The following is a 24964-nucleotide window of genomic DNA, read 5'->3' on the forward strand; positions in this document are numbered from 1 at the left end:
CGCCAGGGCGCCCGGACGCTTAGATTACCCTTCCACCAGCGCCTGCGCGCAGGCCCAGGCGCTTGACCACGCCCACTGGAAGTTATAGCCGCCGAGCCAGCCGGTGACGTCCATCACTTCGCCGATAAAGTAGAGGCCCGGCGCCTTACGCGCCTCCATGGTACGCGACGAGAGCTCATTGGTGTCCACGCCGCCGAGGGTCACTTCCGCCGTCCGGTAGCCTTCGGTACCGTTCGGCTGCACGCGCCAGGCGGTCAGCGTCTCCACCAGCGCTTGCTGATCGCGAACGTTCAGCTGCTTCAGCGTGACATCAGGAATTTGCCCCAGCTGCTGCAGACACTCCACCAGCCGCTTCGGCAACTGCATCGCGAGGGTGTTTTTCAGGCTCTGGTTGGGATGCGCGCCGCGCTGCTCGTTAAGGAATTCCTCAAGATTGCAGTCCGGCAGCAGATTCACGGTGACGAACTCACCGGGCTGCCAGTAGCTGGAAATTTGCAGCACCGCCGGTCCGGAAAGGCCGCGATGGGTGAACAGCAGATTTTCGCGGAACAGGGTGCCGTTCTCGGCGGTGATGGTCGACGGCACCGAGACGCCGGAGAGAACCTGGAGCTGCTCAAGCAGCGGCTTGTGCAGGGTAAACGGCACCAGACCCGCACGGGTCGGCAGCACCTTCAGGCCAAACTGTTCGGCGATTTTATAGCCAAACGGCGAGGCGCCGAGGCCCGGCATCGACAAGCCGCCGGAGGCGATCACCAGCTTTTTGGTCGCCAGCGTTTCGCCGTTCACCTGAAGCCGATAGCCTTGCTCGTCGCGCTCCACGCTGAGAATTTCGCTGCGCAGGCGGATCTGCACGCCGCCCTTTTCGCATTCCGCCAGCAACAGAGTGACGATCTGTTCCGCCGAATCATCGCAAAACAGCTGACCGAGGGTTTTCTCATGCCAGGCGATGCCATATTTGCCGACCAGCTCGATAAAGTCCCACTGGGTGTAGCGCGCCAGGGCTGATTTGCAAAAATGCGGGTTTTGGCTCAAATAGGCCGCCGGCTCGACATACATATTGGTAAAGTTGCAGCGGCCGCCGCCGGACATCAGAATTTTTCGCCCCGGCTTTTTGCCGTTGTCGAGCAGCAGGACGCGACAGCCGAGCTGCCCCGCCTGCGCTGCGCAAAACATTCCCGCCGCTCCGGCGCCAACGACAATGGCATCAAACCTTTCCACACCGCATTCCTCGTTCCCCAATTGTCGGGTTTTGTAAATATTTCACTCTGGTCACACCAGCGGGAAAAATCCCGCATTAGATACATCATTGAAAGATATAGGATTACTCCCAACAGGGTAAAACCTAAACAGGAAGAAAATCAAAAAAAGTCTATATTTCACTTTGCCCGCGCCGCTAAAGTCACTGATAATGCGCCGCGTTCATGTCCTCAAAATGGCGTAACGTCCTATGCTACATTTATTTGCCGGTCTGGATTTACATACCGGACTATTATTATTGCTTGCTTTAGCTTTTGTACTGTTTTACGAAGCGATTAACGGTTTCCATGATACCGCAAACGCGGTGGCTACGGTTATCTACACTCGCGCTATGCGCTCACAGCTCGCTGTGGCGATGGCGGCGCTCTTCAACTTCTTCGGCGTTCTGCTGGGCGGTCTCAGCGTAGCCTATGCCATCGTGCATATGCTGCCGACCGATCTGCTGCTTAACATGGGTTCCGCGCATGGCCTCGCCATGGTGTTCTCTATGCTGCTGGCGGCGATCATCTGGAACCTCGGGACCTGGTACTTCGGTCTTCCGGCATCCAGTTCTCATACCCTGATTGGCGCCATCATCGGTATTGGTTTAACCAATGCGCTGATGACAGGCACCTCCGTGGTTGATGCGTTGAATATCCCGAAAGTCATCGGCATTTTTGGTTCGCTTATCATCTCGCCTATCGTTGGTCTGGTGATTGCGGGCGGCCTGATTTTCCTGCTGCGCCGCTACTGGAGCGGCACCAAAAAACGGGCGCGTATCCACCTGACTCCGGCGGAGCGTGAAAAGAAAGACGGCAAGAAAAAGCCGCCGTTCTGGACCCGTATCGCCCTGATCCTGTCCGCTATCGGCGTGTCGTTCTCTCACGGCGCTAACGATGGACAGAAAGGCATTGGTCTGGTGATGCTGGTCCTGATCGGCGTCGCCCCGGCGGGCTTCGTGGTGAATATGAACGCCTCCGGTTACGAAATCACCCGTACCCGCGATGCGGTCAACAATGTGGAAACTTTCTTCCAGCAGCGCCCTGACCTGCTGAAGAAAGCCACCGGCGTTGACCAGCTGGTTCCCTCTCCGGACACCAATACCGCGGCCAACGGCGAGTTTCATTGCCATCCGGCGAACACCATCAACGCCCTTGACCGCGTGAAGACCATGCTGACCGGCGTTGAGAACTACGAGTCGCTAAAACCGGAACAGCGCGGCCAGCTGCGTCGCATCATGCTCTGCATCTCAGACACTACCGACAAAGTGGCGAAACTGCCGGACGTGAGCGCTGACGACCAGCGTCTGCTGAAGAAACTGAAAACCGATATGCTGAGCACCATCGAGTACGCGCCAATCTGGATTATCATGGCGGTCGCGCTGGCGCTGGGTATTGGTACCATGATCGGCTGGCGCCGCGTGGCGACCACCATCGGTGAGAAGATCGGTAAGAAGGGCATGACCTACGCCCAGGGGATGTCGGCGCAGATGACCGCAGCGGTCTCAATCGGTCTGGCGAGCTACACCGGGATGCCAGTTTCCACCACCCACGTGCTCTCCTCCTCGGTAGCGGGGACGATGCTGGTGGATGGCGGTGGTCTGCAGAAAAAGACGGTAACCAGCATTCTGATGGCCTGGGTACTGACCCTGCCGGCAGCGATTATCCTTTCAGGCGTCCTTTACTGGCTCTCCCTGAAGCTGATTTAAGCGTTATTCGTTCAAAACGGGCCAGCTTGCTGGCCCGTTTTTTATTCTGAAAATATCGTTAGTGCCAGATCATCAGCGCAATCAGGCTCACCACCACCAGGCCGCACAGGGCGCTGGTCAGAATAAACTGGCGACGAACACGTTCGCAGCGACGAATAAATTCATCGTCATGATGGTCACGGTAGCGCTGGGCATAGATATACCAGACCAGCCGCATCTGTTTGCTGGGCTGCCCGTGCGAGGTAAAAAAGCCGCCGCCATCGACGTACTGATAGAGCAAGGGATCGCAACCACGTAGCACAACCAATAATGCACGCAACGATGAGAAGTAGCGTGCCATATTCACCACACAAACGACACACAGGGCCCAAAACAGCGCAATAGTGCTGATCATACCTCCTCCCCGGCGACCCGCCCACGGAGAAATCCTCCGCGGCTACCGCTCCCCAAATAACCGACGACAATACCGTAAAGAGTGCGATTCCGATCACATTTATTTTTCCGACCGGCTCATTAAATAGTGTAGGAGATCCATTAATTTTTTTACCACAAGGTTATTCGTTATCAATACGTAAGACGGATAAATTTGTTTAGCTTTTAGGTGAACCCAGTGCATTGACGGAGTGCGGGGGGCGCTATAAGGTAAGAAATATCTTCTACAATGAAGTCCTTAAAGGCTACCCTCCCGCGAATGTAGCACGCAGGACGCGGGCGAAACGGCAGCGCCAGCTGTCAGGTCCAATGGTCATCGACAAACTTATGGAAGGAGTAACACTATGGCTTACAAACATATTCTGATTGCAGTAGACCTGTCCCCGGAGAGTAAAGTACTGGTTGAAAAAGCCGTTTCTATGGCCCGCCCTTATAACGCGAAAGTCTCCCTGATCCACGTGGATGTAAATTACTCCGACCTCTACACCGGGCTGATTGACGTGAACCTCGGCGATATGCAAAAACGCATCTCCGAAGAGACCCATCACGCGCTGACCGAGCTCTCAACCAACGCCGGCTACCCGATCACCGAGACCCTGAGCGGCAGCGGCGACCTCGGTCAGGTGCTGGTCGATGCGATTAAAAAATACGATATGGACCTGGTGGTCTGCGGCCATCATCAGGACTTCTGGAGCAAGCTGATGTCCTCTGCCCGTCAGCTGATCAACACCGTCCATGTCGACATGCTGATCGTCCCGCTGCGCGACGAAGAAGACGAATAACCCTCCCGTTGTGTCATGCCAGACGCCCGCCGCTGCGGGCGTTTTTATTTTCGCTTCTGCCCCGCCAGACAACAGAGATTAACTCCATAAAAAAGCTATTCAATTAGTGTGATCAGCCAGTTATTCACTAAAACATCTATATAATAATCTACTCATTAAGCCAATAACCGCAGCATGGCGAGTTATCAGACATTTTCGGCGCGTTCTGGCATACGCGTTCATACTTTTTGGGAAAGTAATACAAGGCGAAGGAATATGAATACAACTGCACCTACGGGCTTGCTGCAGCAACCTCGTCCGTTCTTCATGATCTTCTTTGTGGAGCTCTGGGAACGTTTTGGCTATTACGGCGTTCAGGGGATCCTGGCGGTCTTCTTTGTTAAACAGTTGGGCTTCTCTCAGGAACAGGCCTTTATCACCTTCGGCGCCTTCGCGGCGCTGGTTTACGGGCTGATCTCGATCGGCGGCTACGTGGGCGACCATCTGCTGGGGACCAAACGTACCCTGGTGCTCGGCGCGGTTGTGCTGGCTATCGGCTACTTTATGACCGGGATGTCGCTGCTGAAACCGCAGCTGATCTTTATCGCCCTCGGCACCATCGCCGTCGGCAACGGTTTGTTTAAAGCCAACCCGGCGAGCCTGCTGTCAAAATGCTATCCGCCGAAGGATGCCCGTCTCGACGGGGCGTTCACCCTGTTTTATATGTCGATAAACATCGGTTCGCTGCTGTCGCTGTCGCTGGCGCCGGTGATCGCGGAAAAGTTTGGCTACGCGGTGACCTATAACCTGTGCGGCGCGGGGCTGATTATCGCGCTGCTGGTCTACTTCGCCTGCCGCGGGATGGTAAAAGATATTGGCTCCGAGCCCGATCACCGCCCCCTCAGCCTGCGCAATCTGGCGCTGGTGCTGGCCGGTACGGTGGTAATGATTTTTCTCTGCGCCTGGCTGATGCATAACGTGATGATCGCTAACCTGGTGCTGATTGTCCTGTCGGTCGTGGTCATTGCGTTCTTTTTCCGCGAGGCGTTTCGCCTTGATAAAACCGGGCGCAACAAAATGTTCGTCGCCTTTATCCTGATGATCGAGGCGGTGCTGTTTTACATTCTCTACGCCCAGATGCCGACCTCGCTGAACTTCTTCGCCATCAACAACGTCCATCATCAGATCCTGGGTTTTACCATCAACCCGGTCAGCTTCCAGGCGCTGAACCCCTTCTGGGTGGTGGTGGCCAGCCCGGTGCTGGCGGCGATTTACACCCATCTCGGTCATAAGGGTAAAGACCTGACCATGCCGGTGAAATTTACCCTCGGGATGTTCCTCTGCGCGCTGGGCTTCCTGACCGCCGCGGCCGCCGGGATGTGGTTCGCCGACGCCCAGGGATTAACCTCGCCGTGGTTTATTGTGCTGGTTTATCTGTTCCAGAGCCTGGGCGAGCTGCTGATCAGCGCCCTGGGGCTGGCGATGGTCGCCGCGCTGGTGCCGCAGCATCTGATGGGCTTTATTCTGGGGATGTGGTTCCTGACCCAGGCCGCCGCGTTCCTGCTCGGCGGCTATGTGGCGACCTTCACCGCGGTGCCGGAAAATATCACCGACCCGCTGCAGACGCTGCCGGTTTACACCAGCGTGTTCAGTAAAATTGGCCTGGTGACCCTGGGGGTCACGGTGGTGATGGCGCTGATGGTGCCTTGGCTGAACCGGATGATTAATACCCCGGCCAGCGCCGAGTAACCGTTTAAGATGGCCGATCCGCACTGGCGCCGTTTGTTCAAATATTACGGTTCCCGGCTTGCGCTACGCTGAGCCGGGCTACAATGCGGTAGCCCGGATAAGGCGCGTTGCGCCGCTATCCGGGAGATACCACCACGGCGTAATATTACTCCGGTGTGCCGGCGTAGATATCAAACCGATGCCCTTTGGTCACCACCGCGTTCGGCGTGGCGACTTCCGCCAGCGGCGGCGCGTAATCCGGGCGCTTTACCACCACCCGTTTGGTCGCCAGCTGGCGCGCCGGGGCCAGCAGGCCATCGGCGTCTAAATCAGGCCCCACCAGCGACTGAAAAACGCGCATCTCTTTCTTCACCAGCGCGCTTTTCTGCTTATGCGGGAACATCGGGTCGAGGTAGACCACCTGCGGACGCGGGGTGATATCGGTCAGCGCCGTCAGGCTGGAGGCGTGGATCATCTGCAGCCGCTCCTGCAGCCAGCCGCCGATTTCCGCATCGGCATAGCCGCGGGCCAGACCATCGTCGAGCAGCGCGGCGACCACCGGATTACGCTCCAGCATCCGCACGCGGCAGCCGACCGACGCCAGCACGAAGGCATCGCGCCCCAGGCCGGCGGTGGCGTCAACCACATCCGGCAGATAATCGCCTTTAATCCCCACCGCTTTGGCTACCGCTTCACCGCGGCCGCCGCCAAACTTGCGCCGGTGGGCCATCGCCCCGCCGACGAAATCGACGAAGATACCGCCAAGCTTAGGCTCATCGCGCTTACGCAGCTCCAGATGCTCAGCGGTCAACACCAGCGCCATCAGGTTATCGTCATCCTGCTCCAGCCCCCAGCGGGCGGCTAAAACAGATAAGGCGCCGTCTCCGGCGCCCGTTTCATCAATTAAGCAGATCTTCACGTAGCAATCAGCCTTTGATCCCGTAATGCTCAAGCATCGCGTCCAGCTGCGGCTCGCGCCCGCGGAAGCGTTTGAACAGCACCATCGGCTCTTCGGAACCGCCGCGGCTCAGGATATTGTCGAGGAACGACTGACCGGTTTCGCGGTTGAAAATCCCCTCTTCTTCGAAGCGTGAGAAGGCGTCTGCCGCCAGCACGTCGGCCCACAGATAGCTGTAGTAACCCGCCGCGTAACCGCCGGCGAAGATATGGCTGAAGGCGTGCGGGAAGCGGCCCCAGGTTGGGCCCGGCACCACGGCGACCTGCTTTTTAATCTCCGCCAGGGTCTCAAGGATTTTCGCCCCCTGCTCCGGCTTGTACTCCGCGTGCAGGCGGAAATCGAACAGGCCGAACTCCAGCTGGCGCAGAATAAACATCGCCGCCTGGTAGTTTTTCGCCGCCAGCATTTTCTCCAGCAGCGCCTGCGGCAGCGGTTCACCGGTTTCATAATGACCGGAGATAAAGGCCAGCGCTTCCGGCTCCCAGCACCAGTTTTCCATAAACTGGCTCGGCAGCTCGACCGCGTCCCACGGCACCCCGCTGATGCCGGAAACCCCGGCGGTATCGATGCGGGTCAGCATATGATGCAGACCGTGGCCGAACTCGTGGAACAGGGTGATCACTTCGTCGTGGGTGAACAGCGCCGGTTTGCCGTTGACCGGACGGTTGAAGTTACAGGTCAGGTAGGCGACCGGCTTCTGCAGGGAGCCATCCAGCTTACGCATCTGGCCGACGCAGTCGTCCATCCACGCCCCGCCGCGCTTGTGCTCGCGGGCATACAGGTCGAGATAGAAGCTGCCGCGCAGCTCGTTGTGTTCGTCATACAGCTCGAAGAAGCGCACTTCCGGATGCCACACATCGACATCGGTACGCTCTTTGGCGGTAATACCGTAAATGCGCTTCACCACTTCGAACAGACCGTTAACGGCTTTGTTTTCCGGGAAATAGGGGCGCAGCTGCTCATCGCTGATGCTGTAGAGATGCTGTTTCTGTTTTTCGCTGTAGTAAGCGATGTCCCACGGCTGCAGCTCTTCGACGCCGAACTCGGCTTTAGCGAAAGCGCGCAGCTGGGCCAGCTCTTTTTCGCCCTGCGGACGGGCGCGTTTTGCCAGGTCGGTGAGGAAGTCGAGCACCTGCTGCGGATCCTCCGCCATTTTGGTGGCGAGGGATTTAAAGGCGTAGCTGTCAAAGCCCAGCAGCTGCGCCAGCTCGTGGCGCAGAGCGAGGATCTCCGCCATCACCGGGCTGTTATCCCATTTCCCGGCGTTCGGCCCCTGATCGGAGGCGCGGGTGGAATAGGCGCGGTACATCTCTTCGCGCAGCGCCTGATTGTCGCAGTAGGTCATCACTGGCAGGTAGCTCGGGATATCCAGAGTCAGCAGATACCCTTCCTGCTCTTTGGCCTGGGCCTGCGCCTGAGCGGCGGCCAGCGCGCTTTCCGGCATACCGGCCAGATCGGCGACGTCGGTCACCAGCTTGTTCCAGCCCATGGTGGCGTCAAGAACGTTGTTGCTGTACTGGTTGCCCAGCTCAGAGAGGCGCGCGGCGATTTCACCGTAGCGTTTCTGTGCCTCCGGCGGCAGGCCAATACCGGATAATTCGAAATCGCGCAGCGCGTTATCAACCGCTTTTTTCTGCGCGGTATTCAGCGTGGCGTAGTTATCGCCATCGCGCAGGTCGCGGTAGGCTTTATACAGGCCTTCATGCTGGCCGACCCAGGTGCTGTACTCGGAGAGCAGCGGCAGCGTCTGTTCGTAGGCCTCGCGCAGTTCCGGGCTGTTTTTTACCGAATTGAGATGGCTGACAGGCGAGAAGATGCGTCCCAGCACATCGTCCACTTCCGCCAGCGGCTGGCAAAGATTTTCCCAGCTATACGGCGCGCCGTGCGCCACCGCGCTTTCCACTGCGGCCCGGCAATCCTCCAGCGCTTTGGTGACCGCGGGGACCACGTGCTCTGGTTTGATCGCAGAAAAAGGCGGCAGGGAAAAAGGCGTCAGTAATGGATTGGTCATATGCGCTGTCCTGTTGAAAAGGGTGAGTGAAGCGCGCGTCCGGCGCTTATGCATGAGATCTAGAATGGGGGATAGTTGGGGGAATTTCAATGACGGGCGGTGCGTCAGCCTGGGTATTGCTGCGATAAGTCCGCCCGTTGCCGGAAAAACGCGGCACGCGGTGCAGCGTGCCGGAAACCGCATTAATGCCCTTTTTGCGCCATTTCCCAGGCCGCCGACAGATTTACCCGCTGCCAGAACTGCTGCTCGGGGGTGGCGCCGGACAGCGGGTAGCCCGCCGGCAGCGCGGTATTGACCATCAGCGCCCGACGCTGGGCCGCAGACAGCTGCGGCAGGGCAGCCTCCAGCAGCACTTCCGCCCCCTTCGGCACCTGCAGGCGCGGCTGCGGCCCCGTCTGCCGCGGCAGGTCGTAGGTCATGGTGAAACGAGTGAAATCACGCATCGCCGGATCGCGCCAGGGATCGTCTTTCACGCTGCTCTTCGCGCACTCGGCAAGCGATGTGCCGCAGGCTTTCGCCAGCGCGGCGCGCAGCTGATCGCGGGCTTCGTTAAATAATACCCGGTAGCGCGGATCGTTAAGATAATGGGCCACGTTGCGCTCGGCCACCATCCGCGAGCCGATCACATCCAGGGGATAGTGGACACCCAGCACGATGCGCGAATAGCCATAGCGTGCGCCACGCGCCACCAGCGCGTCGTAGCGCTCCGGGATCATCGCCGCCAGCAGCAGCGCATCAGTATAGCCAGTGTTGGTGTGACCGCTGGGGAACGAGCCGCCGTCGGCGGTATAGGGCTGGTTATCCTTCACCACCACGTCGTCCGGCACCAGGTGAATGGTGTTGCCCTGCACCAGAAACGGCCGCGGATTGTTGTAGTGCTTTTTCGCCTCGCCGGTGCTGACCTCCGAGGCTTTGATCAGCGCCGCCGCTTTCCCCAGCGCGCCCTGGTCATAGGCGGTCAGAAACGCGTTGCCCAGCCGCGGCCCCAGCGCGTCGCTGAGGAAGTAGAGGTAGCTAATTCCTTCCGCATCGGCCAGCGCCTGACGGCGGGTGGTCTGTACGGCGTCGCGGTTAATGGCGGTCACCGTCGGCAGATTCTGCTGCACGACGGTCTCCGGCAGGCTGCTGAACGCCGACAGCAGCGCAATGCCCGCCTGCTGATTAGCCCGGGTCTGGAAGTCATAGCCGCTGGCCTTCAGCCAGGCGGTATCGGCCTGGGTTTTGTTTTGTTTCGCGTGCGCCAGCCGATCGCGTGTCAGCGCGGCGGCATCCCCCTGCAGAGCGTGGCGCAGCTGCGCCAGCGCCTGTTGCTCAAGATCGTCATACGCCTGGCTGGAGGCAGCCGGCGTCACGCTATTGGCGAGGGCCGCCGCCCTGTTCAGCGGGATGTCTTTAGCCAGAACCGGTTGCGCCAGCAGCAGCGCCACGGCCAGCAGCGAGAGTTGATTTTTCATTATTTTTCCTTTTATTCAAACAATTACCTTGCCTGTATCCGACGCTAGCGCGGCCGTTTGACGCTTTTATGACAGCGTTATGTTTTGCAACGCTTTTGGCAGAAATGAAACAGCGCGGCGGCGCAGCGGTAATCTCGGCCGATCTGCGGTAAACTATCGGTTAACTTGTTTATTTCCCGGAATCTCTGCATCCATGCTCAGTTATCGCCACAGCTTTCACGCAGGCAACCACGCCGACGTCCTCAAACACACCGTTCAGAGCCTGATCATCGAAGCGCTGAAAGAGAAAGAAAAACCGTTTCTCTACCTGGACACCCACGCCGGCGCGGGCCGCTATCAGCTGAGCGGCGAGCACGCCGAGCGTACCGGCGAGTATCTTGAAGGCATCGCCCGAATCTGGCAGCAGGACGACCTGCCGGCAGAGCTTGAGCCCTATATTTCGGTGGTCGAACACTTCAACCGTAACGGCCAGCTGCGCTACTACCCGGGCTCCCCGCTGATCGCCCGCCAACTGCTCCGCGAGCAGGACAGCCTGCAGATGACCGAGCTGCACCCGAGCGACTTCCCGCTGCTGCGCGCCGAGTTCCAGAAAGACAGCCGCGCGCGCGTCGATAAAGCCGATGGCTACCAGCAGCTGAAAGCTAAGCTGCCGCCGGTCTCGCGCCGCGGTCTGATTCTGATCGACCCGCCGTACGAAATTAAAACCGACTATCAGGCGGTGGTGACCGGGATTAACGAAGGCTATAAACGCTTCGCCACCGGCACCTACGCGCTGTGGTATCCGGTGGTGCTGCGCGCGCAAATAAAACGCATGATCAAAGACTTAGAAGCCACAGGTATCCGCAAAATTCTGCAAATCGAGCTGGCGGTACGTCCGGACAGCGACCAGCGCGGCATGACCGCCTCCGGGATGATCGTCATCAACCCGCCGTGGAAGCTGGAGCAGCAGATGAACAATGTGCTGCCGTGGCTACACAGCAAGCTGGTGCCGGCCGGTACCGGTCACACGACCGTCAGCTGGATCGTGCCGGAGTAATCGCAACCATCGGTGGAACCTTTTACGCCTCGCGCTACAATCGCGGCAATCAACGATTAAGGACATATGGGCATGAGCAAACATTATGATTACCTCGCCATCGGCGGCGGTAGCGGCGGTATCGCCTCGATTAACCGTGCGGCCATGTACGGCCAGAAGTGCGCGCTGATTGAAGCCAAAGCGCTGGGCGGCACCTGCGTCAACGTCGGCTGCGTGCCGAAAAAAGTGATGTGGCATGCGGCGCAGATCCGCGAAGCCATTCATCTTTACGGCCCGGACTACGGTTTCGATACCACCATCAACCATTTCGACTGGGAGAAGCTGGTCGCCAGCCGCAGCGCCTATATCGACCGCATTCATACCTCCTACGACAACGTGCTGGGTAAGAATAACGTCGACGTGATCAAAGGGTTTGCGCGCTTTGTCGATGCCCACACCGTGGAAGTGAACGGCGAGACCATTACCGCCGATCATATCCTGATCGCCACCGGCGGCCGTCCGAGCCACCCGAACATTCCGGGCGTGGAATACGGTATTGATTCCGACGGTTTCTTCGAACTGCCGGCGCTGCCGAAACGCGTGGCGGTGGTCGGCGCGGGCTACATCGCCGTTGAACTGGCGGGGGTGATTAACGGCCTCGGCGCTGAAACCCACCTGTTCGTGCGTAAGCACGCGCCGCTGCGCAGCTTCGATCCGCTGATCGTCGACACGCTGGTTGAAGTGATGAACGCCGAAGGTCCGCAGCTGCATACCAACGCCATCCCGAAAGCGGTGGTGAAGCATGCCGACGGCAGCCTGACCCTTGAGCTGGAAGATGGCCGCAGCCAGACCGTTGACTGCCTGATCTGGGCGATTGGCCGCGAACCGGCGACCGATAACTTCAACCTGGAGGCTACCGGCGTGAAAACCGACGATAAAGGCTACATCGTCGTCGATAAGTTCCAGAACACCAGCGTGCCGGGCATCTACGCCGTGGGCGATAACACTGGCGCCGTCGAACTGACCCCGGTGGCCGTGGCCGCAGGCCGTCGCCTCTCCGAACGCTTGTTTAACAACAAGCCAGAAGAGCATCTGGACTACAACAATATTCCGACCGTGGTCTTCAGCCACCCGCCTATCGGCACCGTCGGCTTAACCGAGCCGCAGGCGCGCGAGCAGTATGGCGACGACGCGGTGAAGGTCTACAAATCCTCCTTCACCGCGATGTACACCGCCGTCACCTCGCACCGCCAGCCGTGCCGCATGAAGCTGGTGTGCGTTGGCCCGGAAGAGAAGATTGTCGGCATCCACGGCATCGGCTTCGGAATGGATGAGATGCTGCAGGGCTTTGCGGTGGCGTTGAAGATGGGCGCTACCAAAAAAGACTTCGACAATACCGTCGCTATTCACCCGACGGCGGCAGAAGAGTTCGTCACCATGCGCTAACACGCGAGCGCCGGATGATAAAAAGAAGCCCTGAGGGGCTTCTTTTTTTATGCTCAGGCCACGCCGTTATTGCCATGGCGCATAAACGCCGGGCGCTGATTGAGCGCCATATACCAGCGCTCCACGGCCGGCATTTCCGGATGCGCAAAGGGCGTCATCTTCCAGCGATGCACCGACAGCCCCAGCACGATATCGGCCAGGGTGAAGCGCTCGCCGGCTATCCACGCCCCGGTACGCTGCAACTGCGCCTCGACAATGCGCACACAGTGGGTCCAGGTGGCAATGCTCTCTTTAATCGCCGCCGGATCCTGAAAGCGAGGATCTTTACGCACCAACCCCATAAAGGCATGGCGCCAGGCAGTATTGAACTCGGTCGCCTGCCAGTCCATCCAGTGCTCTACCTCGGCGGCGGGCTGCGGCTCAGCGGGCAGCAGATCCCAGCGCTCCGCTTTCCGCGCCAGATAGCGGCAGATGCTGTTCGACTCCCAGAGCACAAAGTCATCGTCCAGCAGCACCGGCACCAGGCTGTTAGGATTCAGGCGCTGAAATTCAGGGGTGTCCAGGGGCTTAAACCCGCTGCCGTAATCCTCCTGCTGGTACGCCAGCCCGATCTCCTCGCAGGTCCACAGCACTTTCCGTACATTGATTGAAGAGCGTTTGCCCAGAATTGTTAGCATCGTCAGCGATTCCTCAGCCATAAAAGACAGTTCATTCACTCTACTCTATTGCCAGCCAGCAACAAGGCAGAGCGCTGGATAATGTGTATAGTTGATTCCAGCCTGTTTGCCGAAAAGGAACCCGACATGTTGACCCCTTTTACCGTTTTGATGCCCGCCAATATTCGTTTTGGCCGCGGTCAGGCCCAGATCGCCGCCCCCTGGCTGGCGCAGCAGGGTGGTCCCATTCTGCTGGTGCATGGTGCCAGCCCGCAGCGGGCGGCGTTTCTCCGCCAGCAGCTGGAGGCGCTGCAGCTTGCGGTCACGACGCTGGCGATAAGTCGCGAACCCTGGCTTAGCGATATTGAGCAGGGCGTCCAGCTGGCGCGCGAGAAAGGGATCAGGGCGGTGGTCAGCCTCGGCGGCGGCGCGGTGATTGACGCCGGTAAGGCGATTGCGGCGCTGGCGCCCGCCACCGGCCCGGTGATCGACTATCTGGAGGTGGTGGGAACGGGCCGTCAGCTGGAAGCCAGTCCCCTGCCGTTCGTGGCGATCCCCACCACCGCCGGGACGGGCGCGGAGGTTACCAAAAATGCGGTGATCAACGTTCCGGAACAGCAGCGGAAGGTGAGCCTGCGCGACGACCGAATGCTGCCTGATCTGGCGATTGTCGACCCGGCGCTAACCGACAACGCGCCGCGGAGTATCACCCTGAGTTCCGGCCTTGACGCCCTGACCCAGGTGATAGAGCCCTGGCTCTGCAGCCGGGCCACCCCTTTCACCGACGCCCTCTGTCAACAGGCGATCCCGCGGGGTATCCGCGCGCTGAAGGTTCTGATGGAAAAAGAGTGCCCGGCCAGCCGCGACGAGATGGCCTGGGTCAGCCTGTGCGGCGGACTGGCGCTGGCGAACGCCGGGCTGGGGGTGATCCATGGCCTCGCCGGCCCGCTGGGCGGCCTGAGCCGCGCCTCGCATGGTGCCCTGTGCGGCAGCCTGCTGCCGTTTGGGCTGGCGCTGAATGAGTCGCAGATAAACGACCCCGCCCTGCGCCAGCGCTTCAACGACGTTCGCCGCTGGCTGGCCGACGGGCTGGAGGTTCCGGCGGATCGGGTCTGGGACAGTCTGCGGGAATGGAGCCTTCGCGCCGGTCTCGGCACCCTGCGCGACCTCGGCGTGGCGCGCGACGCGCTGGAGCCGGCGGCGCTGGCCGCCAGCACCTCCTCATCGATGAAGGCCAATCCGGTCAGCCTGAGCAGCGAACAGCTGCTGGAGATGCTGGAGGCGGCGTGGGAGTGAGCGCCCCGGGATAAAATTTTGTTGCATAATGAATGGTCCGAATTTTATCTTCGCCCAAGCGCGGACTTATTAATGATTTATCAAGGCGTTACTTAAAAATCACGGCGTCCCCTGCAGGCGGAAAAGCGTGATCTAACGCACAGTTTGCTTCACACTCACCGAAGCGACTGTCTACGCTTAAAAGACAAGGCCGGGTACGCCCGGCCGAGAACTCACGCTATCCGGAGGTCCGTATCGCTATGTTCAGCCAGAAATTACGCCACGTTGAAGACGACGAGTTAAGGATCGACATCGATCCCTGCTACGAAGCCGATCCGTACGAATTAAAGCTGGATGAGATGATTGACGCTGAACCGGAGCCTGAGGTGATCGAGGGGCTTCCGGCGTCTGACGCCCTCACCCCGGCGGATCGCTATCTTGAGCTGTTTACCAACGTGCAGAAATCACGCATTTTTGCCGACAGCAAAACGTTTCCCGACTGCGCGCCGAAGCACGACCCGCTGGACATCCTGCGGAACTACCGGAAGGTCAAACGTCAGCCCGATTTCGATCTACGACAGTTCGTTGAGGACAACTTCTGGCTGCCGGAGAGCCAGACCGACGTTTACACCTCCGACCCCAACCTGACGCTGAAAGAGCACATCGATAAGCTGTGGCCGGTGCTGACCCGCGAGCCTCAGGATCATATCCCCTGGTCGTCGCTGCTGGCGCTGCCGCAGGCCTATATCGTCCCCGGCGGCCGCTTTAGCGAAACCTATTACTGGGACTCTTATTTCACCATGCTGGGGCTGGCGGAGAGCGGCCGGGAAGATCTGCTGAAATGCATGGCCGATAACTTCGCCTGGCTGATTGAAACCTACGGTCATATTCCGAACGGCAACCGCACCTACTACCTCAGCCGCTCGCAGCCACCGGTGTTCGCCCTGATGGTCGAACTTTTTGAAGAGGACGGCGTGCGCGGCGCGAAGCGCTATCTGGATCATCTGAAGATGGAGCACGCCTTCTGGATGGACGGCGCCGAGTCGCTGATCCCGCATCAGGCGTATCGGCACGTGGTGCGCATGCCGGATGGCTCCTTGCTCAATCGCTACTGGGACGATCGGGACACGCCGCGGGATGAATCGTGGCGCGAGGACGTGGAGACCGCCCGCCACTCGGGACGGCCGGCTAATGAAGTCTACCGCGATCTGCGGGCGGGCGCCGCGTCCGGCTGGGACTACTCCAGCCGCTGGCTGCGGGATATCACGCGGCTGGCCAGTATCCGTACCACGCAGTTTATCCCCATCGACCTGAACGCCTTCCTGTTCAAGCTGGAGACGACCATCGCCAACCTCTCCGGGCTGAAGGGCGATCGCGAGACGGAAGCAGCCTTCCGCCAGAAGGCTCAGGATCGGCGGGCGGCGGTTAACCGCTACCTGTGGGACGATGAGAACGGCTGTTTTCGCGATTATGACTGGCGCCGCGAACAGCTGGCGCTGTTTTCCGCCGCCAGCATTGTCACCCTTTACGTCGGCCTGGCGACCCACGAACAGGCGGAACGCCTTGCCGATGCGGTGCGGGCCCGCCTGCTCACCCCCGGAGGGATCATGGCCACCGAATACGAAAGCGGCGAGCAGTGGGATAAACCCAACGGCTGGGCGCCGCTGCAGTGGATGGCGGTGCAGGGATTTAAACGCTACGGTCAGGATCCGTTGGGAGATGAGATCGCCTGGAGCTGGCTGCAGACGGTCAACCACTTCTACAAGCAGCACCACAAGCTGATTGAGAAATACCACATCGCCACCGGCGTGCCGCATGAGGGCGGCGGCGGGGAGTATCCCCTGCAGGATGGCTTCGGCTGGACCAACGGCGTGGTGCGCCGGCTGATTGGCCTGTACGGTGAGCCAACCTAGTCGGGCTGTTCCCGGCGGCCTTCTCCTGCTATGTTCAGGGGATTCGCCCTGCCCGGAATGACGCTTATGCCTGAACTTCTGACGCCGCGCCTGCGCTGCTCACCGCTGCAGCTGGACGACTGGTCGTTTTTTCTTTCCCTGCAGCAGGATCCGCAGGTCATGCTCTATGTGGCCGACCCCCGGCCGCAGGCGGCCATCCGCGAGGCGTTCGATTCGCGGCTGCCGCCGTGGACGCCCGGGGATGCACACTGGCTGTGCCTGGTGGTGCGCGACAGGCTGACCCATACCCCGCTCGGCCTCACCGGTTACCTACATCATCAGCGCGACATAGCCGAGGTCGGCTTTCTCTTCGCCCCGGCGGCGCAGGGCCGGGGCTACGGCTACGAATCGCTGCGCGCGCTGTGCGACTACGCCTTCACCACCGGCGGCGTCCGCCGCCTGACCGCCACCGTCACCGCCGGCAACGAGGCGTCTAAGCAGTTACTGCTCAAAGCCGGGTTCCGGCTGGAGGGGGAGCTGCGGGAGAACTACTGGCTCAACGGACGCTGGCACAACGACTGGCTGTTCGGTCGGCTGCGCGCGGAGGGCGATGCGCCCTAGCGCGCCGCCGCTCACGGTCTGATGACAGCGGGGTTCAGAGGAACATCCCTCCCGAGACTTCCACACGCTGCGCGTTCATCCACGCCAGCTCATCGCTGAGCAGGGCGGCGATGGCGTCGCCGATATCATCCGGTAGCCCGACGCGCCCCAGCGCGGTCTGGGCGGCGATATGCCGATTCACCTCGGCGTTATCACGCACCTCCCCGCCGCCAAAATCGGTCTCAATGGCCCCCGGCGCGATGATGTTCACCGATATCCCCCGTCCGCCCAGCTCTTTCGCCTGATAGCGGGTCAGGACCTCCATCGCCCCCTTCATCGCGGCGTAGGCCGCATAGCCCGGCAGGGCAAAGCGCGCCAGGCCGCTGGAGACATTAAGGATCCGCCCCCCGTCCTGCAGGAGGGGCAGCAGCCGCTGGGTCAGAAAAAACGGCCCTTTGAACTGGATGTTCATCAGCTCGTCAAACTGCGCTTCACTGGTCTCGGCGAAGGGGACGTTGAGGCCGATCCCGGCATTGTTCAGTAAATAATCAAAGGTAGTGCGTCCCCACTTCTGCGCCAGCACATGCGCCACCTCGCTGGCGAAGGCGTCGAATGTTGAGGAATCGCCGACGTTCAGCGCCAATGCTGCCGCCTTACCCCCTTTTTGCTCAATCTCCGCCACCAAATCGAGAGCCGCCTGGCGGTTGCTGTGATAGGTCAGAAGAATGTCGGTTCCCTTCGCCGCCAGCTTCAACGCGGCGTTTTTACCCAGGCCACGGCTGCCGCCGGTCACTAAAGCGATACGTTGTGTCATCAGAAGACCCCTTTCAGGTTGCGTTGTGATTGTGTTCTAGCTTATTAACTGCCAGTAAAACAATAAATACGCTACATTACGTTTTACTGTTTCATTCACAACAACAATAGGCCATGAGCATGGATAAAATTCATGCAATGCAGTTATTCATTCGCGTAGCGGATCTGGAGAGCTTCTCCCGCGCCGCCGAGACCCTGGCGCTGCCGAAAGGCAGCGTCTCGCGGCAGATTCAGGCCCTGGAAAGCCATCTTGGCGTGCGGCTCCTGCACCGTACCACCCGTCGGGTTCAGCTCACCCAGGATGGGATGGTCTACTACGAGCGGGCGAAGGATCTGCTGAGCAACCTCGACGAACTGGACGGGATGTTCCAGCACGATCCGGCGAGCATCAGCGGCCGGCTGCGGGTGGATATGCCGGTCGGTTTTGCCAAAAAGCTGGTTATCCCGCATCTGCCGACTTTTTTGCAGCAGTATCCGGGCATCGAACTGGAGCTGAGCAGCAGCGACCGGCTGGTGGACGTGATCCGCGAGGGGTTTGACTGCGTGGTGCGCGTCGGCGCGCTCAAAGACTCCGGGCTTATCGCCCGCCCGCTGGGCAAGCTGACGCAAATTAACTGCGCCAGCCCGGACTACCTGGCCCGTTTTGGCTACCCGCAATCCCTGGAGGATCTGGCGGATCATGCCCTGATCCACTACGCCAGCACTCTCGGGGTCCGTCCTTCCGGCTTCGAGGTGGTGATCGACGGCGCCGTGCGCTGGGTAAAAAGCGGCGGCATATTGACGGTCAACAGCACGGAAACCTATCAGGCGGCCTGTATCGCCGGGCTGGGAATTATTCAGGTGCCGCGCACCGGCGTGCGCGAGGCGTTACGCGCCGGCGACCTGATCGAGATCCTGCCCCAGTACCGCGCTGAGCCGCTGCCGGTCTCGCTTATCTACCCGCACCGGCGCAATCTCTCCCGCCGCGTGCATCTGTTTATGGAGTGGCTGGGCGGGCTGATGAAAGATTACGTCGATTGATCGGCGCGGAGGGTGAACGGGGGGCGGGCAGATGCGTTCCTGCAGGATACGGCATTTAAGGTATACTTTTTGCTGAATCTCGCGGTAAAAAAGGAAGAAATTACGTATGACGCCGGAAAACGACGATCGACGCCCACCACAGGAACCGGACACGCAGCCGGAGAAAAGCAAAAGCCCCCTCGACGCCCTCAATGACACGGCCGTCGGCCAAAAAGCCAGCCAGGCGCTGAAGACCGTCACCGGAACGGCGGCTAAAGTGCAGCGCAACCCGGTGATCGCCCACCTGCTACGCGCCGCAGAGCGCTTCAACGACCGGCTGGGAAATCAGTTCGGCGCGGCCATCACCTATTTCTCGTTCCTGTCGATGATCCCGATCCTGATGGTCTCATTTGCCGCCGCCGGCTTCGTTCTGGCCTGGCATCCGACCCTGCTGCAGGACATTTTCGACAAAATTCTGCAAAACGTCAGCGACCCGACGCTGGCGGCGACGCTGAAAAACACCATCAACACCGCGGTGCAGCAGCGTACCGCCGTCGGTGTGGTCGGCCTGCTGGTGGCGCTCTATTCCGGTATTAACTGGATGGGCAACCTGCGCGAAGCGATCCGCGCTCAGTCACGCGACGTCTGGGAGCGCCGGCCGCAGGACGAGGAGAAAATCTGGATAAAATACTTCCGCGATCTTATCTCGCTGATCGGTCTGCTGGTGGCGCTGATTATTACGCTGTCGATCACCTCTGTCGCCGGTTCCGCCCAGCAGTTGATTATCTCCGCGCTGTATCTGGACAATATTGAATGGCTGAAACCCGCCTGGCGGCTGATCGGTCTCGCCATCTCTATTTTTGCCAACTATCTGCTCTTTTTCTGGATCTTCTGGCGGCTGCCGCGCCATCGTCCGCGGCGCAAGGCCCTGTTTCGCGGCACGCTTATCGCGGCGATTGGCTTTGAAATCATCAAAATCGTCATGACCTGGACGCTGCCGGCGCTGGTGAAATCCCCCTCCGGGGCGGCGTTCGGATCGGTGCTCGGGCTGATGGCCTTTTTCTATTTCTTTGCCCGCCTGACGCTGTTCTGCGCTGCGTGGATCGCCACCGCGGAGTATAAAGACGACCGACGGATGCCGGGCAAAACCCACCGCTGACGTATTGCGAGGATGAATAAAAGAGGCAAAATTCATCCTCGCGCTTGATTTCAGCAGATAAATCCAGCGCGTAACTTTTATTTAACGAAAAACTGGTTTTATTCTCTATCCTTTTAATTGTGTGAAGCATTTCATAGAACTATTTTTTCTGGCGTAAAAATTATCCGCTTTTTGCCGCTTTTTTGCCCATTCTCCTCGTTTGTTACAGATTGAAATGTCCCTGTGGCTGTGGCTATATGGCTTTTCGTTCGCGCAAAAATAAGAAAGATCTATGCAAGCCACAGCCACCACACTCGAAAACACGCAGGAAACCGCCCCGGTCAACTCACGCAATAAAGTCGTTGTCGCCTCGCTCATTGGCACCGCCATTGAGTTTTTCGACTTCTACATTTATGCCACTGCCGCGGTCATCGTCTTCCCGCATATCTTCTTCCCGCAGGGCGATGCCGCCGCGGCCACCCTGCAATCGCTGGCCACCTTCGCCATCGCCTTCGTCGCCCGGCCAATCGGCTCCGCGCTGTTTGGCCACTTCGGCGATCGCGTCGGCCGCAAGGTTACCCTGGTGGCTTCGCTGTTAACCATGGGGATCTCCACCGTGGTGATCGGCCTGCTGCCCGGCTATGAAAGCATTGGCATTGTCGCGCCGATGCTGCTGGCGCTGGCGCGCTTCGGTCAGGGACTTGGCCTCGGAGGGGAATGGGGCGGCGCGGCGCTGCTGGCTACGGAAAACGCCCCGGCGCGCAAGCGCGCCCTGTACGGCTCCTTCCCGCAGCTGGGCGCGCCGATCGGCTTCTTCTTCGCCAACGGCACCTTCCTGCTGCTTTCCTGGCTGTTAACCGATCAGCAGTTTATGGAGTGGGGCTGGCGTGTGCCGTTTATCTTCTCCGCGGTGCTGGTGATCATCGGTCTTTATGTTCGCGTTTCGCTGCATGAGACCCCGGTCTTCGCTAAAGTGGCGGCGGCGAAAATACAGGTCAAAATCCCGCTGGGTACCCTGTTGACCAAACACGTTCGCGTGACGGTGCTGGGCACCTTCATCATGCTGGCAACCTATACCCTGTTCTACATCATGACCGTCTACTCGATGACCTTCAGCACCGGCGCGGCGCCGAATGGCCTGGGCCTGCCGCGTAACGAAGTGCTGTGGATGCTGATGATGGCAGTGATTGGCTTTGGCGTGATGGTGCCGATCGCCGGCCTGCTGGCGGATGCCTTTGGTCGTCGTAAGAGCATGATTATCATCACCACGATGATTATTTTGTTCGCCCTGTTCGCCTTTAAACCGCTGCTGGGCTCCGGCAATCCGCTGCTGGTCTTCGCCTTCCTGCTGCTGGGCTTAAGCCTGATGGGACTGACCTTTGGCCCGATGGGCGCGCTGCTGCCGGAGCTGTTCCCGACGGAAGTGCGTTACACCGGGGCATCGTTCTCCTATAACGTGTCGTCGATCCTCGGCGCCTCGGTGGCGCCGTACATTGCCGCCTGGCTGCAGGGCAACTATGGCCTCGCGGCGGTCGGCACCTATCTGGCGGCGATGGCGGCGCTGACGCTGATCGCCCTGCTGCTGACCCACGAGACCCGCCACCAGTCGTTATGATCCTTCGCCCTGACGCCGCTGGCGTCAGGGCGCTCTCCTACTTTTTCATCTGCGACAAAATGGTCCGGCACTGGTTGCTATCGCCCTCCGCCGGAGAAACCAGCGCCAGCAGCGCGGCAGCCGGGGTCACCAGGGTGGCCAGCGCCGCCGCTACCGCACCGCGGACAATCAGCGGCCCGGCCTTCACCCCCGCCTGCGGCGATTTAAAGGTGCCGCGAACATACAGCGGGGAACGCAGGGTGATCACCCGGAAGCCTTTGCTTTCCGGATCGATGGTCAGGTCCAGCTGCTCGGAGGCGAAGCTGGCGGTCCCGGTCACATTGATCAGCGCGTTTTCCGTATCGAAGGCAAAAATCTGCGGCCGGGCGACGCCGTTGGTCACGTCGATATTGGCCGCCGCGCAGTTCACCCGAACCTCCTCATCGCCAAAAATCTGGCCGATCAGGTAGTTGCCGACGTTAAGACCGAGAATTTCCATCAGGTTGCGACTGATCAGGCCGTCGTTCATCAGCAGCTTCAGGTTGCCGTTGCTGTTGCCGAGCAGGGCCGCCACCGAGTTGCCGCTGCCGCGCAGCTGAACGTCGCCATTCATCTCGCCGAGGGTTTTCTGCATCATCTCGACGTTCGGCATCAGCGCCTTCAGCTTCAGGCGCCGCGCCTGCAGATTGGCCTCACCCTGCAGCGGCTTTTTATCGCCCTGCAGGTGCACGCTGCCGGCAATCGACCCGTTGGCCAGGCCAAAACGCACCGGCTGCAGGCGCAGGTCGCCATCCTCCAGGATCACGTGGGTCGCCAGATCGCTGATCGGCAGCGTGCCGCCGTGCTCAATTCTCCGGCCCTTAAAGCGCACATCGGCATCCATCACCTGCCATTTATCGGTTTCAAAGCGGTCCGCTGGCAACACTTTACCCGCCGGCTGCGGTCGGTCGCCCGCCTGACGCGCAGCGCTTTTCTTCGTCCCTTTGCCGGAGTCGACGCCGATTAACGGCCCGAGATCCGCCAGCCGCAGCTGCTTCGACTCCATGTCGCCGCTGAGCTTCGGTCGCGGTTTGCCAGTGGTATAGGTCAGGGAGCCATGAATGTCGCTATCGCCGATCCGGCCGTTAAAATCCTGATAGTCAAAGCGCATGCGGTTTTTCTGCTTAAAGTCGGCGCGCAGGTGGCCGTCGGTGGAGAACGACGGCGTCTCCGGCAGCAGCACGCCGGTCAGGTCGTAGAGGTCGCGCAGCGAATCGCCGGCGAATTTCAGCCGCAGGTCAATGCCACCGACGTTGAGCGGGTCGCTGACCGTACCGCTAAACGCCACCCGCGTATTGCCGGAGCGGAAGTCGCCCTGCAGCGGGAAAGGCGTGCTTGCGCTGCGCAGGGCCAGCATACCGCCGATTTTACCGTTGCCGCTGACCGGCTGGCCCTTGTAGCGGCCCTTCAGCGACAGGCCAAAGACGTAGTCGCCTGGTTTCGCCGCGCTCTGCCGATCCTGCGTGCCGGTGACTTCGCTGAACGGCAGCGGTTTGCCGAGAGGATCGACGAGGATGGTGATATCGCTGCGGGTAATCTTGTCATCGATGGCGATAGTCCCGCGGTCGAAAAGAATATTATCGAGGCGGAAAGACCAGCTGGAGGGGGCGCTGTCCCCCGCGGCACGCCGATCGCCAGCCAGCTGAAAGGTCCAGTTATTGTTGTCTTCCGCCAGGCGGATCAGCCGCACGTCGGGCCGTTCCAGCTTGATCCACGGCAGATACACCGTTTTGCTCAGCAGCGCCAGCGGGGCGAGGGTCGCCTCCACCCGCGGCAGGTGGATCATGGTCACCTGGGGAATGGCCGGCGGATTGCCCAGCACGATATCCTCCGCGTGCACATGGGGCCACGGGATCCAGCTGCGCCAGCCGCGCTCCTCCGGCTGACGCTCCCAGACCACGCCGAGATCGCCGCGGATGGCGAACGGGCGGTTCAGCTCGGCAGACACTTTCTGATTGATCGTCGGCTTCAGCCGGTTCCAGTCAAAGGTGGCCAGCACGATAAAGAAGAGAACGATCAGCAACAGTATCGTTCCTGTGATGATTACCAACGTTTTACGGGTTCTGCTCATCCCTACTCCGCTCCTTTTGCATCACGTCAGTCCTGAATATAGTCAAAAAGCGGCGTTTCTCCTGGAAATGCGCTTTTCGTCACATTACGCGCGTCAGGTCAAAAAAATAATGGAACGATGTTTTAATATGATTGACCAGCAAAACAGCGCAGCGCACACTAGCGCTTATATCGATTCCATTGCAGGTTCTGGCTATGTCTAAAAAAATTGCCGTCATTGGCGAATGCATGATTGAGCTGTCAGAGAAGAACGGGGCCGTTAACCGCGGCTTTGGCGGCGATACCTTAAACACTTCGGTCTATATCGCGCGGCAGACAGATGCCAGCGCGCTGAGCGTCCACTACGTCACCGCGCTGGGAACCGATGCGTTCAGCCAGCAGATGCTCGACAGCTGGCAGCAGGAAAACGTCAACATCGATCTTATCCAGCGGATGGCTGACCGCCTGCCGGGGCTGTATTACATTGAAACCGATGACGCCGGCGAGCGCACCTTCTACTACTGGCGCAACGAGGCGGCGGCAAAATTCTGGCTGGAGAGCGATCGCGCAGCGGCGATTTGCGAAGAGCTGGCCACTTTCGACTATCTCTATCTGAGCGGTATCAGCCTCGCCATTCTCAGCCCGGTCAGTCGTGCAACGTTGTTCACGCTGCTGCGTGAGTGCCGCGCCAACGGCGGCAAGGTGATCTTCGACAACAACTATCGCCCGCGCCTGTGGGGCAGCCAGGCGGAGACGCAGCAGGTTTATCAGGAGATGCTCGCCTGCACCGATATCGCGTTTCTGACCCTCGACGATGAAGACGCGCTGTGGGGGGAAAAACCGGTCGCCGAGGTGATCGCCCGCACCCACGCCGCCGGCGTGGAAGAGGTGGTGGTGAAGCGCGGAGCGGATGCCTGCCTGGTCTCGGTTAGCGGGCAACCGCTGCGGGAAGTGCCGGCCGTCAAGCTGGCCAAAGAGAAGGTGGTGGATACCACCGCCGCCGGCGACTCCTTCAGCGCCGGCTATCTGGCCGTTCGCCTGACCGGCGGCGATGCTGAATCCGCCGCCAGACGCGGACATCTGACCGCCAGCACGGTGATCCAGTATCGCGGGGCGATCATCCCGCGGGAAGCGATGCCGCAATAATCCTCACCTGTAAG

The 24964-nt window shown here is 60.0% G+C and carries 20 protein-coding genes; 12 read left to right on the plus strand and 8 right to left on the minus strand.

Features of this window, described 5'->3' with window-relative positions:
- Positions 1 to 24: 24 nt before the first annotated feature.
- Entirely contained in the window at positions 25 to 1218 is a 1194-nt protein-coding gene (locus MKS11_RS21080; protein WP_004204939.1) for an NAD(P)/FAD-dependent oxidoreductase, read from the minus strand.
- A 229-nt stretch (positions 1219 to 1447) separates the two neighbouring features.
- Between MKS11_RS21080 and pitA the strand changes: the two genes are divergently transcribed.
- Positions 1448 to 2944, plus strand: a complete 1497-nt coding sequence (gene pitA / locus MKS11_RS21085; RefSeq protein ID WP_004204940.1) for an inorganic phosphate transporter PitA — start codon at positions 1448 to 1450, stop codon at positions 2942 to 2944.
- Between the two features lie 58 nt (positions 2945 to 3002).
- Here pitA and uspB read toward each other — a convergent pair whose 3' ends face one another.
- The gene (gene uspB, locus MKS11_RS21090; protein ID WP_002921203.1) at positions 3003 to 3338 is read right to left on the minus strand and encodes a universal stress protein UspB; all 336 of its coding nucleotides are present in this window, start codon (positions 3336 to 3338) and stop codon (positions 3003 to 3005) included.
- A gap of 382 nt (positions 3339 to 3720) precedes the next feature.
- Between uspB and uspA the strand changes: the two genes are divergently transcribed.
- Together uspA and dtpB are read left to right on the plus strand one after the other, a co-directional pair.
- Positions 3721 to 4158 carry a universal stress protein UspA gene (gene uspA, locus MKS11_RS21095; protein ID WP_004145166.1) on the plus strand — a complete coding sequence of 146 codons (438 nt, stop codon included), beginning with the start codon at positions 3721 to 3723 and terminating at the stop codon, positions 4156 to 4158.
- A 255-nt stretch (positions 4159 to 4413) separates the two neighbouring features.
- Positions 4414 to 5886 carry a dipeptide/tripeptide permease DtpB gene (gene dtpB, locus MKS11_RS21100; RefSeq protein ID WP_004204941.1) on the plus strand — a complete coding sequence of 491 codons (1473 nt, stop codon included), beginning with the start codon at positions 4414 to 4416 and terminating at the stop codon, positions 5884 to 5886.
- 145 nt (positions 5887 to 6031) lie between these two features.
- On the opposite strand, the gene rsmJ is transcribed toward dtpB, so the two are convergent.
- From rsmJ to MKS11_RS21115, 3 genes are all read right to left on the minus strand, one after another.
- Positions 6032 to 6784 carry a 16S rRNA (guanine(1516)-N(2))-methyltransferase RsmJ gene (gene rsmJ / locus MKS11_RS21105; RefSeq protein ID WP_087771802.1) on the minus strand — a complete coding sequence of 251 codons (753 nt, stop codon included), beginning with the start codon at positions 6782 to 6784 and terminating at the stop codon, positions 6032 to 6034.
- A gap of 7 nt (positions 6785 to 6791) precedes the next feature.
- Positions 6792 to 8834: an oligopeptidase A gene (gene prlC / locus MKS11_RS21110; protein WP_023291276.1), complete on the minus strand. Its 2043-nt coding sequence runs from the start codon at positions 8832 to 8834 to the stop codon at positions 6792 to 6794.
- A 182-nt stretch (positions 8835 to 9016) separates the two neighbouring features.
- Complete coding sequence (locus MKS11_RS21115) at positions 9017 to 10288, minus strand: phosphatase PAP2 family protein (protein ID WP_087771800.1); 1272 nt, start codon at positions 10286 to 10288, stop codon at positions 9017 to 9019.
- Between the two features lie 193 nt (positions 10289 to 10481).
- On the opposite strand from MKS11_RS21115, the gene MKS11_RS21120 reads away from it, so the two are divergent.
- Both MKS11_RS21120 and gorA read left to right on the plus strand, forming a co-directional pair.
- The gene (locus tag MKS11_RS21120) at positions 10482 to 11324 is read left to right on the plus strand and encodes a 23S rRNA (adenine(2030)-N(6))-methyltransferase RlmJ (RefSeq protein ID WP_004204945.1); all 843 of its coding nucleotides are present in this window, start codon (positions 10482 to 10484) and stop codon (positions 11322 to 11324) included.
- A 72-nt stretch (positions 11325 to 11396) separates the two neighbouring features.
- A complete protein-coding gene (gene gorA, locus MKS11_RS21125; protein ID WP_057212748.1) occupies positions 11397 to 12749 on the plus strand; it encodes a glutathione-disulfide reductase in 1353 nt (450 codons plus the stop codon).
- A 53-nt stretch (positions 12750 to 12802) separates the two neighbouring features.
- Here gorA and MKS11_RS21130 read toward each other — a convergent pair whose 3' ends face one another.
- Positions 12803 to 13426, minus strand: a complete 624-nt coding sequence (locus MKS11_RS21130; protein WP_048295868.1) for a glutathione S-transferase family protein — start codon at positions 13424 to 13426, stop codon at positions 12803 to 12805.
- 126 nt (positions 13427 to 13552) lie between these two features.
- Between MKS11_RS21130 and MKS11_RS21135 the strand changes: the two genes are divergently transcribed.
- The 3 genes from MKS11_RS21135 (at position 13553) to MKS11_RS21145 (ending at position 17193) form a co-directional block, all read left to right on the plus strand.
- Positions 13553 to 14701 (plus strand): iron-containing alcohol dehydrogenase, encoded by a 1149-nt coding sequence (locus MKS11_RS21135; protein WP_064187411.1) that lies wholly within the window; start codon positions 13553 to 13555, stop codon positions 14699 to 14701.
- A 239-nt stretch (positions 14702 to 14940) separates the two neighbouring features.
- On the plus strand, positions 14941 to 16593 hold the full coding sequence (locus MKS11_RS21140; protein WP_017899998.1) for an alpha,alpha-trehalase: 1653 nt from the start codon (positions 14941 to 14943) through the stop codon (positions 16591 to 16593).
- Between the two features lie 66 nt (positions 16594 to 16659).
- A complete protein-coding gene (locus MKS11_RS21145) occupies positions 16660 to 17193 on the plus strand; it encodes a GNAT family N-acetyltransferase (protein WP_017899999.1) in 534 nt (177 codons plus the stop codon).
- A 34-nt stretch (positions 17194 to 17227) separates the two neighbouring features.
- On the opposite strand, the gene MKS11_RS21150 is transcribed toward MKS11_RS21145, so the two are convergent.
- Positions 17228 to 17986: an SDR family NAD(P)-dependent oxidoreductase gene (locus MKS11_RS21150; protein ID WP_087771799.1), complete on the minus strand. Its 759-nt coding sequence runs from the start codon at positions 17984 to 17986 to the stop codon at positions 17228 to 17230.
- 119 nt (positions 17987 to 18105) lie between these two features.
- Between MKS11_RS21150 and MKS11_RS21155 the strand changes: the two genes are divergently transcribed.
- From MKS11_RS21155 to MKS11_RS21165, 3 genes are all read left to right on the plus strand, one after another.
- Entirely contained in the window at positions 18106 to 19005 is a 900-nt protein-coding gene (locus MKS11_RS21155; protein ID WP_087771798.1) for a LysR family transcriptional regulator, read from the plus strand.
- Between the two features lie 106 nt (positions 19006 to 19111).
- Positions 19112 to 20143, plus strand: coding sequence for an inner membrane protein YhjD (yhjD, locus tag MKS11_RS21160; RefSeq protein ID WP_004204960.1), 1032 nt, complete (start codon positions 19112 to 19114; stop codon positions 20141 to 20143).
- 271 nt (positions 20144 to 20414) lie between these two features.
- Positions 20415 to 21737, plus strand: a complete 1323-nt coding sequence (locus MKS11_RS21165) for an MFS transporter (RefSeq protein ID WP_284109685.1) — start codon at positions 20415 to 20417, stop codon at positions 21735 to 21737.
- 37 nt (positions 21738 to 21774) lie between these two features.
- Here MKS11_RS21165 and MKS11_RS21170 read toward each other — a convergent pair whose 3' ends face one another.
- Positions 21775 to 23826 carry an AsmA family protein gene (locus MKS11_RS21170; protein WP_064151012.1) on the minus strand — a complete coding sequence of 684 codons (2052 nt, stop codon included), beginning with the start codon at positions 23824 to 23826 and terminating at the stop codon, positions 21775 to 21777.
- 194 nt (positions 23827 to 24020) lie between these two features.
- Between MKS11_RS21170 and MKS11_RS21175 the strand changes: the two genes are divergently transcribed.
- Entirely contained in the window at positions 24021 to 24950 is a 930-nt protein-coding gene (locus MKS11_RS21175) for a sugar kinase (protein WP_049093435.1), read from the plus strand.
- Positions 24951 to 24964: the final 14 nt, after the last annotated feature.

Source organism: Klebsiella sp. K5-45, assembly GCF_030128605.1.
GTDB lineage: Bacteria > Pseudomonadota > Gammaproteobacteria > Enterobacterales > Enterobacteriaceae > Klebsiella > Klebsiella quasipneumoniae.